Genomic DNA, 13,953 nt, shown 5'->3' on the forward strand with positions numbered 1-13,953 from the left:
TCATGTTCACCGGAATATCGCTATTCAAATTCCTCAAGCCGCTCAAGAGCGTGACCCCCAGGAACATCATGCTGTTCCTGGCCATCCTCGGTCCCGGCATCATCACCGCCAATGTGGACAACGATGCCGGCGGCATCACGACCTATTCCCTGGCCGGGGCCAACTACGGCAACGACCTGCTCTGGACCATGCTCCCCACGACCATCGCCCTGGTGGTGGTCCAGGAGATGTGCGCCCGCATGGGCGCCGTGACCGGCAAGGGGCTCGCCGACCTGATCCGCGAGTCGTTCGGGGTCAAGGTCACCTTCTACGTGATGATCGCCCTGCTTTTGACCAACATGGGCAACTCCATCTCCGAGTTTGCCGGCATCGCCGCCAGCCTCGAAATCTTCGGCATCAGCAAGTATGTGTCGGTCCCCATCAGCGCCGTGGTGGTCTGGCTGTTGATCGTCAAGGGGTCGTACAAGACCGTGGAGAAGGTGTTCCTGGTGGCCTGCATGGTCTATGTCGCCTACCCCATCGCCGCCGTCATGGCCGGCCCCAAATGGGACATCATCCTCAAGGCCAGCGTGATCCCGACGTTTCGCTCGGACAGCGCCTTCACCATGACCCTGATCGGCCTCGTGGGCACCACCATCGCCCCCTGGATGCAGTTCTACCAGCAATCGGCCGTGGTGGAGAAGGGGATCACGGCGGAACAGTACGCCTTTACCAGGCTGGACGTCATCTTCGGCTGCATCATGGCCATCGTGGTGGCCTTTTTCATCGTGGTGGCCTGCGCCGCCACCATCAATGTCCAGGGGCTGAAGGTGGAGACCGCCGCCGACGCGGCCATGGCGCTCAAGCCGCTGGTGGGCAGGCACGCATCCACCCTGTTCGCCTTTGGCCTCTTCAATGCGTCCCTGTTCGCAGCTTGCATCCTGCCGCTCTCCACGGCCTTCTACATCTGCGAGGGCATGGGGTGGGAGTCGGGGGTGGACAAGGATTTCGAGCGGGCCCCCCAGTTTTTCTGGCTCTTCACCGTGATCATCGTCATCAGCGCCGGCCTGATCCTGGCCCCCAACGCCCCGTTGCTCAAGATCATGTTCATCTCCCAGGTGGTCAACGGCGCCATGCTGCCGTTCATCCTGATCTTCATGCAACTGCTGGTGAACGACCGCAAGCTCATGGGCAGCTTCGTCAACGGCCCCGTCTTCAACATCATCGCCTGGCTGACGGTGATAATCATGATCGTCATGACCGTGGTCATGACCCTTGACATGATCCTCCCCGGAGCGCTCAAGGGGCTTGTGACCTTTTAGCCCCAGCCCGGCGCACACGGAAAAGGCCCGTCGGATATCCGGCGGGCCTTTGGGGTTTTCGCTCCTGATGCAGGTGCTATTTTCTGTACTCGGCGGGCAGGCCGACCTTGTTGGCGGCGTCGTTCAACTCGTTGTACGCCGCGACGGCGTCGTTATAGCGCTTCTGCGTCGCCCGGAACTCCTGGGGAAGCCCCTGGATGCGCTCGCGGGATATGCCGACCGGCTTCTTGATGAGTTCTTCCAGTTCCGTCAACTCCTTTTCGAGCAGTTTAACCTCGGCGTAACGCCCCTTGAACTCCTGCTGCCAGATTTCCGCCTTTTTCCCGCCATACTGGTTGTTGGCGGCGTCAGTCCCCGCGCCACTCCTGCCCGTTTCCGGCAACGCCGCCTGCTGCCCCGCACCGGCGCCCTTCCCGCTGTCGGCGGCCGGCTGAGCATCGATGTCCCCCAGCCTGCGCACCTTCTTTCGGTACTGCTTCGGCACGCTGTAGTAATCGTCGCTGAAGTTGACGGTACCGCTCTTGTCGGTCCAGGAGTAGGTTTCCGCCATCGCCGGCAGCGACCACAGGAGCATCACCGCCACAACCGTTACAATCCGTTTCATGATCTCAAATCCTCTCTCCTTACCCCGGAGGCCAGGTAAAATCACGTCCGGCCAGGAGGTGAAAATGGATGTGGAATACCGATTGCCCGACCCCTTCGCCATTGTTCTGCACCACACGAAAGCCGGACTCGGCATATCCCTTCTGGCGGGCTATTTCCCCCGCCTTTCTCATGATAGAGCCGACAAGGGCGTCGTCCTGTTCGGTCATATCGAGACAGTTGACGAAATGCCTCTTCGGCAGAAGGAGGAGATGCAGGGGCGCTTTGGGGGCGATGTCTTCGATGACCAGAATCTGATCGTCCTCAAACACTTTTTTTGACGGTATCTCGCCGCGGATGATCTTGCAGAAGATGCACGCGTCCATGGTTGTTCCCTCCGGTATTTCCAGCAATATCAAAAACTCCCGGTTGCCGTCCGCCCCCAGGATAGGTGAATCGCACACCCCGCGCACCAGAACGCCAAGCTCCGTTGCGGCCCGCCTGACGCCTGCGATGGCCTGCTCGTGAGCGGCCGGGTCGCGGACGATGCCCCCCTGTCCCACGTCGCCCCGGGGCACCTCGAACTGGGGCTTGATCAAGGCGATGACACGGCCGCCCGGCCGCATCAGCCCGACCACGGCCGGCAGGACTCTGGAGAGCGGGATAAAGGAGGCGTCGATGACCGCCAGTGCCGGTACTTCATTGAGCCGGTCCGGGGTGAGGTGGCGGATGTTGGTCCGCTCCAGATTGACGACCCGCGGGTCCTGGCGCAGCTTCCACGCCAACTGGCCGTACCCCACGTCCACCGCAAAGACCTTGCGGCTCCCGGACTGTAACAGGCAATCGGTGAACCCACCGGTGGAGGCCCCCACATCCAGGGCCACCAGCCCGCCCACGTCCACGCCGAATGCGTCCAGCGCCTTTTTGAGCTTGAGGCCGCCCCGGCTGACGTAGGGCAGCGCCTCCCCTTTGATGCGGATTTCCGCAGCGGCCGTCACCTGCTGTCCGGCTTTGTCGGCGGCATGGTCGCCCACCACCACCTGGCCGGCCATGATGAGGGCCTGGGCCTTTTCCCGGGTGGGGGCCAGGCCGCGCGCGACCATCAGCTTATCCAGGCGTTCCTTTGTCGCCATTAAGCGACGAGTTCAGACCTTGTGAAGATGGTCCTCAACCAATACCCCTCGGCCTCGATGTTCTCCCGGCCGCCTTCCTCGCGGTCGACCAGGGTGACGATGCCCAGCACCTTCAGCCCCTCTTCTTCGGCCCGGCGCACGGCCTTCATGGAGGAACCGCCGGTGGTGACCACGTCTTCGACGATCACCACGCCGGTTCCGGCGGGCAGGTTCTTGCGCCCCTCCAGCCACTGGCCGGTGCCGTGCCCCTTGGGCTCCTTGCGGATGATGAAGGCGTGCATCTTCCTGCCGTCCAGATGGGCGGCAATGGAGGTCGCCGTGGCGATCGGGTCGGCGCCAAGGGTGATGCCCCCCACCGCTTCCACCCCTGCCACGTCCTTGATCGCCTCGTAAAAGAGCTTGCCCACCAGAAAACCGCCTTCGGCGTGCAGCGTGGTCTGTTTGCCGTCAAAATAGAAATCGCTCTGCCGGCCGGAGGCCAGGGTCACGAGCCGTTTTTCATAGGACAGCTCCAGGATGATCTTCTTCAGTTTTTCACGGTCACTCATGCTCGCTGTACTCCTCTTCGAAAAGTCCCATCTGCGGCTTCAAGGCCGGTCGGGGAAATGCAACCGGGTACGTCCCGGCAAAACAGGCCTTGCAAAAGCCGGTATTCTCAAGGCCTACCGAATGAACCAATCCCTCTTCGGACAGGTATCCCAGCGAATCTGCGGTAATATAGCGGCAGATTTCGCTGAGCGTATGGGAGGAAGAGATCAGTTCCTTGCGGTTGGGGGTGTCGATGCCGTAGTAGCAGGGATAGCTGGTGGGAGGGGAAGAGATGCGCATGTGCACCTCCTTGGCGCCGGCGTTGCGCACCATCTTGACGATCTTGCGCGAGGTGGTGCCGCGCACGATGGAGTCGTCGATCACCACGACCCGCTTCCCCTTGAGAATCTCCCGTACCGGGTTGAGCTTGATCTTGACCCCGAAGTGGCGGATGGCCTGGGCCGGCTCGATAAAGGTCCGCCCCACGTAATGGTTGCGGATCAGCCCCATCTCGAAGCGGATCCCGGATTCCTCGGCGTAGCCCATGGCTGCCGGCACGCCGGAGTCGGGCACCGGGATGACGATATCGGCATCGACGCCGTGTTCCCGGGCCAGTTGTCTCCCCAACTCCTTGCGGGCCAGGTACACATTCTTGCCGAAGATATAGGAGTCGGGCCGGGCAAAGTAGACGAACTCGAAGATACAGGGGGTCGGCTCGACCTTCTTGAAGGGGAACAGGGATTTCAGGTTGCCGTCCTTGGTGCAGACGATCATCTCGCCCGGCTCGATCTCCCGCACGAACTCGGCCTCGATCAGGTCCAGGGCGCAGCTTTCCGAGGCCACGACCCAGGCATCTCCCAGCCTCCCCAGACACAGGGGGCGGAAGCCGTTGGGGTCGCGTACGGCGATCATGCGGGTTTCGGTCAAAAACAGCAGGCAATAGGCGCCCTTGATGCGATTCAAGGCGTCCACGATGCGGTCCACCAGGGAATTGGTGTGGGAGATGGCCAGGAGATGGATGATGATCTCCGTATCCATGGTGGTCTGGAAGATGGAGCCGTAGGCCTCCAGTTCGGCCTTGAGCAGATGGGCGTTGACCAGGTTGCCGTTGTGGGCCACGGCAATGGAGCCCCGGGAGTAGTCCACCATGATCGGCTGCACATTCTTCTCCACCGAGGCGCCGGCGGTGGAATAGCGTACATGGCCGATGGCCGACTTTCCGGGCAGTTTTTTGAATACCTCCTGGTTGCCGAAGACATCGGCCACCAGCCCCATGCGCTTGTGGGCGTGCAGGCTCGTTCCGTCCGACGAGACGATGCCGCAACTTTCCTGTCCCCGATGCTGGAGGGCGTACAGCCCCAGATACGTCAGGTTGGATGCTTCTGGATGGTTATAGACGCCGAAAACACCGCATTCTTCGTGTGGCCGGGTAAAATTCATTGCTTAAGGCTCCGTTGTACCGATTTTAAACGAGATTTTTCCTCACATACTCCGCCGCGTTGCGGTACAGCTTCAGACCATCCCCCTCTTCCGGCAGCTCTTCCCGGGTCCAGCGGGGATGTTGGGTGTAATGCACAAAGGCCTCGGGATGGGGCATCAGGCCCATCAGGCGGCCGGTCGGGTCGCACAGCCCGGCGATGGCGTTCTGGGCTCCGTTGGGATTCAGGGGAAACTCCATGGTCGCCGCCGCGTAATCCGGACCGGAGTATTTCAGTACCGCCAGGTGTTCCCGCTCGATGCGCTCCAGGGTTGCAGGCGAATCGCAGAGGAATTTCCCCTCGCCGTGGCGCATCGGCAGGTAGATACCGTGCTCGATCCCCGTGGTGAAGACGCTGGGCGAGGCCGCATCGGTCTTCAGATACACCCACCGATCCTGAAAACGACCGCAGTCGTTAAAGGTCAGGGTCGTGCGCTGGGTCAGGAAATCGCCGTCAAAACCGGGCAACATGCCCATCTTGACCATCAACTGGAAGCCGTTGCAGACCCCCAGGATCAGCTTGCCGGCAGCGATGAAACGGGTGAACTGCTCCACCAGTTTTTCGCCCGTACCGCTGACGCCGGCGTGTTTCAAGCGGTTGGCCTGGGCCTTGGCGCTCCCCAGGTCGTCCCCGTCCAGAAAACCGCCGGTCAGGTTGAGAAAATGGAAGTCGTCCAGCCGGACCTCTCCGGAGAGGATCTCGGCGATATGGGCGATGACCGCCTCGTCGAAGCCTCCCAGACGGCACGCATGGGCCGCCTCGGTCTCGCAGTTGGTGCCGTTTCCGGTGATGACGATGGCTCTCGTTTTTTTCATATAGCTATTCCTATTGGTCTATTTACTGTTGTACTTTGTTTTCTTTTCGAACAAACGGGGTTGAGGCAATTCAATTACTTTTTGATTATTCCAAATAATGCCGTTTCGTTTGTTTCCCTCTTCGGATATTTCATTCCCCCATGCAACCCAACCTGGCTGAGGGTGCCGGCAGAATAATTCCAAATATGGGCCTGGACTGCATGACTCAATCAAACCATACTGCTCGTCGGGTTTACGTGAGTGTTCACGTTTGTTTGAAGAAATAATATTTACTTGGCGGCGTCCGGCATCCAGAGTTCGCATTTTTCCACGTATTCCGAATAAGATCAATTCTGTAACATTACGAAAGTAAAAACCGACTCCACGACCATCGGGGCCGCCATCTTTTCTTGTTTTATACCAAACCAGATTACTTTTGTAAGTGAAACCCCAACGACGCATGACTTCAAGCCCCTCGGCGAGAAGTGCATTGGGAACCCAAAGATAGAGGTGACTCTTTTGAGCAGCGACGTCTTGGACTGGCAGCGACATTATTTCTTCAAGCGCCATCGTGGGGTAACGAAGCAGGCGTTGGTGTTCAGGCGCCATTTTGCCAGTCCGATTGTTAAACTGCCAGGGTGGATCGGCTAATATTGTACCGAACTCTCCTGTAATTCTTCTTTTAAAATCATCGACAGCAGTACTGTTTTGTTTGCTCATCAGCAGTCCTCGAGATAAAGTGATTTTTTGATACCGAAAACCAAGAGAGGACAACCGGCACCGCCGCCACCTTCGATTCGTGGCAACAGTTTACTCATATGTGTCGTTGAAGAACCGTAAGAAGAACCGCGCTCCAAACTGTCAAAAACGTCCTGAAGCTCATCGCAGCGAGTAATAATGATACCGGCACAAATCGCTCGAAGATCAAAAAGCAAGCGAAAATTATTTAAATCTCGATCAAAAAAAGGATCTTTATTGTTCCATTCTATTTCAAGAGCAACACGATTTTTATAACAATCAACCTTATGTGTTGGAGAATCCATCTGATGTTGGTCAACTATGACTTTTGTCTCAAAAGATTTTTCAACCCATCCTTTTCTCGAGAATGCACTGTCAATTGACTCAGCAACCTTGGATTTTCTGCCACCACCGACGGTAATCCAACTTTTCCTAAGTCGAAACTCCATCAAAATTGAAATAATATCATTCCATTCACTTGTGAAGTCACTCTTTAAGATAGCACATGCATGTTTCCATTCGTGTACTTCATAATTATCACGAATATAGTCAGGAATTAGCTCAATACCCATAACGACCCCATTTCAGCACAATCATTTGATAGGCATACCAGCCTCTTACAGCTCCCTCAATGTCTTCTGCCAGGCTTCCTTCAACTCCGCCAGCCCGGCACGCACAACGGCGGCACCATTCAGTCCCACGATGGCGAGCACCGGCTCCGGGGTCACCACGCCGATGGAGGCGAAACAGTTGCCGCTCATGATGTTCTCAAATTCTTCCCGTTGTTCGGGGTGAACCGTAACAAGATGGCGCGATGCCGATTCGGAAAAGAGCAGCGTCGCATCGGATTTACCCGCCATGTCCCCTTTCCAGAGCACCCGGGAGAGTTCCAGGCTCATGCCGTAGCCCCCGGCAAAGGCCGACTCGGCCGCGGCCACGGCCAGGCCGCCGTCGGAGAGGTCGTGGCAGGAGGCCGCCAGCCGCTGCGTGACCGCCTGATGGTAGGCTTGGTAGCGTCGGTAGGCCCGGCCGGTGTCCACCAGTGGCACCTTGTTGCCGATGGCGCCCTTGAGGGCAAAATATTCGGAACCGCCCAACTCGTCGCCGGTTTTGCCCAGCAGATACACGATATCGCCCGGCCGTTTCACGTCCATGGTGACGGCGTTGCGGGCATCCTCGATCTTGCCGATCACCGAGAAGAGCAGGGTCGGCGGAATGGAAATCTTGGTGGAGCCGTCGTAGAAATCGTTCTTCATGGAATCCTTGCCCGAGATCAGCGGCAGGTTGTAGGCCATGCAGATGTCGTACAGCGCCTGGTTGGAACGCACCAGTTGGGCCATCTTGTAGGGGCCGTCCGGGGTTTTCTCCGACAGGACCGGGTCGCACCAGCAGAAGTTGTCCAGGCCGGCCACCAGATCAAGGGAGCCGCCCACGGCCACGTAGTTGCGCAACGCCTCGTCGATGGCGTTGGCGGTCATGTGGTAGGTATCGATATCGGAATAGCGCGGGCAGATGCCGTGGGCCGTCACCACCCCTTCGAAGGAATCCAGGATCGGCCGCACCACGGCGGCGTCGGAGGGGCCGTCGTTGGCAACGCCGCTGAACGGCTTCACCACCGAGCCCCCCTGGACCTCGTGATCGTAGCGGCGCACTACCGACTCCTTGGAGCAGATGTTGAGCGCCCCGAGCAGGGCGGCCAGATCGTCGGAGTAATCCCCCTTGACCTCGACAACCGGTTCGGCATGCCGGGGCGGGTCCCATTTGGCGGGCAGTTGCAGCGGCGGCAGCCCCTCGTGCATGAACGCCATGGGCAGCCAGGCTACGGTACGGTCATCATAGAGGATATGGAATACGCCGTTGTCGGTGAATTCGCCCAGTACCGTGGCCTCGACGCCGAAACGTTTGGCCATGGCCAGGAACTCGTCGATCCGTTCGGGCGGCACCGCCAGGGACATGCGTTCCTGGGCTTCGGAGATGATAATTTCCCAGGGGTTGAGTCCGGGATATTTAAGCGGGGCTTTAGCGAGGTCCATGCGACAGCCGCCGCACTCGCCGGCCATCTCGCCCACCGAGGAGGAAAGCCCCCCGGCGCCGTTGTCGGTGATGAAGCGGTAGAGCGCCTTGTCCCGCGCCCGGATCAGGAAGTCGAACATGCGTTTCTGGGTGATCGGGTCGCCGATCTGCACCGCCGTGACCGGCGAGTTTTCGTTCAGCTCTTCGGACGAAAAGGTCGCGCCGTGAATGCCGTCCTTGCCGATACGGCCGCCGGTCATCACGATCAGGTCCCCCGGTTTGATGGATTTCTCGTGGCTCGGCTGGCCGTTGATCTCACTCGGCATGATCCCGGCGGTACCGCAGAAAACCAGCGGCTTGCCGGCGAAACGCTCGTCAAAGACCAGAGAACCGTTCACCGTGGGGATGCCGCTCTTGTTGCCGCCATGCTCGACCCCCTCCACCACCCCTTCGTAGATGCGGCGGGGATGGAGCAGGCGCGCGGGGAGCGCTTTTTCATAGAACGGGTCGGCGAAGCAGAACACGTCGGTATTGAAGATCAGCTTGGCCCCCTGGCCGGTGCCGAAGGGGTCGCGATTGACCCCCACAATGCCGGTCAACGCCCCGCCGTAAGGGTCCAGGGCCGACGGCGAGTTGTGGGTTTCCACCTTGAAGACCAGCGACTGCCGGTCATTGAATTTGATCACCCCGGCATTGTCCTTGAACACCGACAGGCAGAAGTCCTTATCGCCCAATTTAGCGCGCACATCCCTGGTGGTCCGCTGGATGAACGACTTGAACAGGGATTTGATCTCCTGCTTGTTGCCCTCTTCATCCTCGTACTGCACCGTACCGGAAAAGATCTTGTGCTTGCAGTGTTCCGACCAGGTCTGGGCCAGGCACTCCAACTCCACATCGGTCGGGTTGGCGCCCAGGCCTACGGTGGCGCGCTCCGCCACGACCTGCGGGTCGCGGTAATGGGCCTGGATGATCCGCATCTCCTCCAGGGTCAGGGCCAGAACCCCCTCCTTGCTGATACGCAGCAACTCCTCGTCAGACACGTTCAGATCAATTTCACTGACCTCGGCCTTGGCCTCGGCCAGCACCTTGGGGACCGTCGGCGCAAAACCGCGCTTGGCCATGAAATCGGCGGCCGAGAGCACGCTGTAGCGCTGAATGAGGGTGTTGCACAAGAGGCCGGTGGCGATTTGCTCGACATCGGCGACCTCAAAGGCGCCCTTCAGCAGGTACTGCACCGAATAGTAGACCCCTTCGCCGGCGGCAAAAGAACGGCCGGTCAGGTATTCCACGGCTTCCCGGGCGGTGCGCCCCACGTTGTCGGTCACGCCGGGGCGGAAACCGACCTCCACGGCACAATCGAAACCGGCCGCCAAGGGCCGTTCGATGCTCCACTCCTGGATCACCGGGTCGCTGAACGGGCCTGCCGCGGCCTGTTGCAGCTCCTCCGGCGTCAAGGCGGCATCAACGGTATACACGTCGATGGTGCGGACCTCGTCCACCGCCAGATGCAGGAAATGCTCGATCTCCCGCTTGATCCGTTCACCGCAGGCGTCGCGGACGCTCTCCTTCAGGGCAACTTCAATTCTGTGCGCCATGTCAGTTGGTTCCTTTTTCCATGATCACCGTCCTGATGGGGAACGGGATTTCGATGCTATTTTCGGTAAAGCGGCGAATAATCAGCGAGTTGACCTTATCGGTGGTACCGAACAGGCGGGAGTACTCCTCCACCCAGAAAAAGAGCGACATATTCAGGGCCGAATCGCCAAAGGAGACAAAATATGCTTCGGGCGCCGGGTCGCGCAGCACATCCTCCACCTCCAGGGCCGTGGCCACCAGAAGCGCCTTGACCCTATCCACGTCGCTGCCGTAGGCCACGCCGATATTGACGCGCCCCTTGGCGCGGGCATCCGGGAAAGCCTGGTTGATCAACATGGTATTGCACAGGTCCGAGTTGGGGATGATCAACAGTTGGTTGTCCATGGTTTTGATCTTGGTGCTGCGCAGGCCGATGCCGGCCACATCCCCCACCTGGCCGCCCGACAGTTGGATGCGGTCGCCGATTCGAAAGGGCTGGTCGAGCATGAGGGTGAAGCCCGAGATCATGTGGGCCAGGGTATCCTTGGCGGCCATGCCGATGGCCAGGGAGCCGATGCCGAGTGCGGTGACCAGCGAGAAGATGTCGTAGTTGAAATGCTTGAGGATGACGATCAGCGCCGCCCCCATCAGGAACAGCATGGTGACTTTTTCCGCAATCGGGATCATGTGCCGGGAGATCAGGGCATCGGTATCGTGCTGCCGGCCGGCGATATACCACTGCAACAGTTCGTCAAAGGCGTGGTAGATCAGGTTGAAGACGATGATCACCAGGACGATGAAGAGAACGCCGGAGAAGACCGTGATCAACTTTTCATGCAGCGGCAGGGAACGGATCGCCAGGTAGATGCCCGATGTGACCAGAAGCCGCGAGACATGGGGGGTAATGCGGTGGAGGATGCGGTCGTCCAGGTCGGTGCTGGTGAAGGAGGCCAGCCGCTTGCCCCACTTGTCCAGCGCCATGACGATCAGTTGGGCCAGCATCCAGAAAATGGCCAGGATCAGGAGCGCGCCCAGGATTTCCTTGGCCCAGAACAGGATGGGGCCGTCCGTATCCAGCGGCCGGAAAAGCCCTTGGATCATATCCAGCATTCTATTCACCGAATACCCGCTTGAAGATGGTATTGACATGTTTGAGGTGGTAGTTGAGATCGAACGATTCGCGGATTTTGGCCTCGCCCAGAGCGCCGACCACATCCTGGTCGGCCAGCAATTCCTGCTGGAAATCCTTGCCCTGCTCCCAGACCTTCATGGCGTTGCGCTGAACCATACGATAGGCGGCCTCCCGCGACACACCAGCCTGAGTCAAATCGAGGAGGATTTTCTGGGAGAAGACCAACCCCTTCATCTTGTTCAGGTTGTCCAGCATATTCTTGGGGTAGACCACCAGGTTCTTGATCAGGCCGTTCAAGCGCCGCAGGGAAAAGTCGAGCGCCACCGTGGCGTCCGGGGCGATGTAGCGTTCCACCGAGGAGTGGGAGATATCCCGCTCGTGCCACAGGGCCACGTCTTCCAGCGCCGGGATGCACATGGAGCGGATATAGCGGGCCTGTCCGGTCAGGTTTTCGGAGAGGATCGGGTTGCGCTTGTGGGGCATAGCCGACGACCCCTTCTGTCCCTTGCTGAAAAACTCTTCAGCCTCCAGCACCTCGGTGCGCTGCAGGTGGCGGACCTCGATGGCGATGCGCTCAATGGAGGAGGCGATCAGTGCCAGGACACAGAAGTACTCGGCATGACGGTCACGGGGGATAACCTGGGTCGAGACCGGCTCGGGCGTGAGCCCCATCTTTTTGCAAACGTACTCTTCCACAGAGGGGTCGATATTGGCGAAGGTGCCCACTGCCCCGGATATGGCGCCGGTGGCGATGTTTTCGCGCGCTGCGGTCAGGCGCTGGCGGTTGCGCTGCATCTCGGCATACCAGGAGGCCAGCTTGAGGCCGAAGGTGACCGGCTCGGCATGGATGCCGTGGGAACGGCCGATGCATACGGTATCCTTATGTTCCAGGGCGCGTTCCTTGATCGATGCAAGCACCATATCCAGGTCGGCCAACAGTTCGTCGGCGGCCTGGACCAACTGCACCGACAGACAGGTATCCAGCACGTCGGAGGAGGTCATCCCCTGGTGGATGAAGCGCGCCTCCGGCCCGACATATTCGGACACCGAGGTGAGGAATGCGATCACGTCATGCTTTACCTCGGCCTCGATCGCGTCGATACGGGCGATATCGAAGTTCCCCTTCTCACGGATGACCGGTACAACCTCCTTGGGGATGACCCCCAATTCGGCCTGGGCCTCACACGCCAGGGTCTCTATCTCCAGCCAGATGCGGAAACGGTTTTCGGGCTCCCAGATGCGGGCCATGTCGGGGCGGGTATAACGAGGTATCATATGGTAACTCCTGGTATCAATTTGAAATTATAGGGCCGCTAAATCTAGAAAAAGCAGTTCACCACAAAGGCACAAAGGACACAAAGCATACACAAAGAATAATTTCAGCTAATTATATGACAATTTCATTATTGGCTCGACTCACCTTCGGGGAGAACGCCTTTCGCCGCTAACCCTGAGAATCCTTTGTGCTCTTTGTGTCTTTGTGGTGAATAACTGCCGTCTTTAGGTTAAATCGTCATAACGTCACTTGCCGTGTATTGGTCACCGATCACAATCCGGGGGGCGCAGACGTTCTGGTCGCGCAGAAAGGCGTCGGTGGTGCGGACCACGTAGTCCGGGTGGTTATTGACCTCGGACAGGTGGGCCATCACCAAAGCCTCCAGCCCGGCGTGGGCCAGATCGAAGAGCAGTTCCAGCGATTCCTCGTTGGAAAGATGGCCGTGGCGCGACTTGATGCGCTGCTTCAGCTCCCAGGGATAGGGGCCGTTCATCAGCATCTCCACATCGTGGTTCGATTCCAGGTTCAGCGCCCGACACCCGCGCAACTTTTCCGCCACCAGGCGGGTGGCGATCCCCAGGTCGGTGGCCGAGCCGCAGCGCCCCTCCCCCGACTCCAGGATAAAGCCGACCGGGTCGCAGGCGTCGTGGGTAATGGGGAACGGATCGACCTGCACGTCCCGCAACGTCAGGGCGCAACCGGCTTCGAACTCGATCAACTGCGTCTTGTGCAGGTATTTCTCCGCTTTTTTGCACACCAGATGGCTGGCGACCACCGGCACCTTGAACTTGCGGGCAAAGGCCCCCACACTGCGGATATGGTCGATATGCTCATGACTGACCAGCACGGCATGGACTGCGGCGGCATCGATGCCCCGGGTCTCCATGCGGAGCAACGTTTCGCGCAGCGATAGCCCCACATCGATCAACAGACGCGTATCGCCTGTTTCGACATACAGACAGTTGCCTTTGCTGCCGCTGGCCAGCGAACAGATTTTCACACGGACTCCAGGATTCCCGGACTGACGAAGCACATGCCCCAAAATGGCATAAACAACAGAAGGATTTCAGAAAGTTATGGTTGACGCACGACGGCGTTTATGTGGCTTAATAATAAACACTACTTATACTCGAAGCGCAGAATAGTTTCAAGGGTAATCATGGTATCCTTACACCACATTCTGTGAATGGTGAATGGTAAGACGTGAATGAAGAGCCGGCCGTGCCCCATTCACGATTCACGCTTCCCGATTTTTCCGTGAGTGAAACGCAATCGAGCCCTTCAGGAATGCTCCTGAAGGGCTCGTTGTTTTAATTATTCCCGGCGGCGACCTACTTTCCCACACAGCTACCCGTGCAGTATCATCGGCCCTGAGGGGCTTAACTTCCGTGTTCGAGATGGGA

12 protein-coding genes, 1 rRNA gene and 1 pseudogene are annotated in these 13,953 nt (G+C 58.9%); 1 reads left to right on the forward strand and 13 read right to left on the reverse strand.

Annotated features, from left to right (window positions below; translation table 11 throughout):
• The first annotated feature begins 2 nt into the window (after positions 1–2).
• Complete coding sequence (locus tag F6V30_RS16440; RefSeq protein WP_151158258.1) at positions 3–1,301, forward strand: Nramp family divalent metal transporter; 1,299 nt, start codon at positions 3–5, stop codon at positions 1,299–1,301.
• Between the two features lie 76 nt (positions 1,302–1,377).
• Here the strand turns inward: F6V30_RS16440 and F6V30_RS16445 are convergent, their stop codons facing one another.
• The 13 genes and pseudogenes from F6V30_RS16445 to rrf all read right to left on the reverse strand — a co-directional run.
• Entirely contained in the window at positions 1,378–1,905 is a 528-nt protein-coding gene (locus tag F6V30_RS16445; RefSeq protein ID WP_191965755.1) for a DUF4124 domain-containing protein, read from the reverse strand.
• A 19-nt stretch (positions 1,906–1,924) separates the two neighbouring features.
• The gene (locus tag F6V30_RS17545) at positions 1,925–2,269 is read right to left on the reverse strand and encodes a histidine triad nucleotide-binding protein (RefSeq protein WP_218043346.1); all 345 of its coding nucleotides are present in this window, start codon (positions 2,267–2,269) and stop codon (positions 1,925–1,927) included.
• Positions 2,270–2,287: 18 nt separating this feature from the next.
• Positions 2,288–3,016 (reverse strand): annotated as a pseudogene (locus F6V30_RS16450) (TlyA family RNA methyltransferase); the annotation flags it as partial.
• On the reverse strand, positions 3,016–3,564 hold the full coding sequence (gene pyrE / locus F6V30_RS16455) for an orotate phosphoribosyltransferase (protein ID WP_151158264.1): 549 nt from the start codon (positions 3,562–3,564) through the stop codon (positions 3,016–3,018). The pseudogene F6V30_RS16450 and the gene pyrE, both read right to left, overlap by 1 nt.
• Complete coding sequence (gene purF / locus F6V30_RS16460) at positions 3,557–4,984, reverse strand: amidophosphoribosyltransferase (RefSeq protein ID WP_151158266.1); 1,428 nt, start codon at positions 4,982–4,984, stop codon at positions 3,557–3,559. The genes pyrE and purF overlap by 8 nt, the downstream gene beginning before the upstream one ends.
• A gap of 25 nt (positions 4,985–5,009) precedes the next feature.
• The gene (locus F6V30_RS16465) at positions 5,010–5,837 is read right to left on the reverse strand and encodes a phosphoribosylformylglycinamidine synthase subunit PurQ (RefSeq protein ID WP_151158268.1); all 828 of its coding nucleotides are present in this window, start codon (positions 5,835–5,837) and stop codon (positions 5,010–5,012) included.
• An 18-nt stretch (positions 5,838–5,855) separates the two neighbouring features.
• Positions 5,856–6,536 (reverse strand): MT-A70 family methyltransferase, encoded by a 681-nt coding sequence (locus F6V30_RS16470; protein ID WP_151158270.1) that lies wholly within the window; start codon positions 6,534–6,536, stop codon positions 5,856–5,858.
• A complete protein-coding gene (locus F6V30_RS16475) occupies positions 6,536–7,126 on the reverse strand; it encodes a BglII/BstYI family type II restriction endonuclease (protein WP_151158272.1) in 591 nt (196 codons plus the stop codon). The genes F6V30_RS16470 and F6V30_RS16475 overlap by 1 nt, the downstream gene beginning before the upstream one ends.
• A gap of 45 nt (positions 7,127–7,171) precedes the next feature.
• Positions 7,172–10,162, reverse strand: a complete 2,991-nt coding sequence (locus F6V30_RS16480) for a phosphoribosylformylglycinamidine synthase subunit PurS (protein WP_151158274.1) — start codon at positions 10,160–10,162, stop codon at positions 7,172–7,174.
• 1 nt (position 10,163) lies between these two features.
• A complete protein-coding gene (locus tag F6V30_RS16485; protein WP_246163595.1) occupies positions 10,164–11,252 on the reverse strand; it encodes a mechanosensitive ion channel family protein in 1,089 nt (362 codons plus the stop codon).
• A 1-nt stretch (position 11,253) separates the two neighbouring features.
• Positions 11,254–12,549, reverse strand: a complete 1,296-nt coding sequence (gene purB, locus F6V30_RS16490; protein ID WP_151158276.1) for an adenylosuccinate lyase — start codon at positions 12,547–12,549, stop codon at positions 11,254–11,256.
• A gap of 230 nt (positions 12,550–12,779) precedes the next feature.
• On the reverse strand, positions 12,780–13,550 hold the full coding sequence (locus tag F6V30_RS16495; protein ID WP_151158277.1) for an MBL fold metallo-hydrolase: 771 nt from the start codon (positions 13,548–13,550) through the stop codon (positions 12,780–12,782).
• Between the two features lie 318 nt (positions 13,551–13,868).
• Positions 13,869–13,953: ribosomal RNA gene (gene rrf / locus F6V30_RS16500) — 5S ribosomal RNA — on the reverse strand; the annotation flags it as partial.

It is taken from the genome of Oryzomonas sagensis (assembly GCF_008802355.1).
GTDB lineage: Bacteria > Desulfobacterota > Desulfuromonadia > Geobacterales > Pseudopelobacteraceae > Oryzomonas > Oryzomonas sagensis.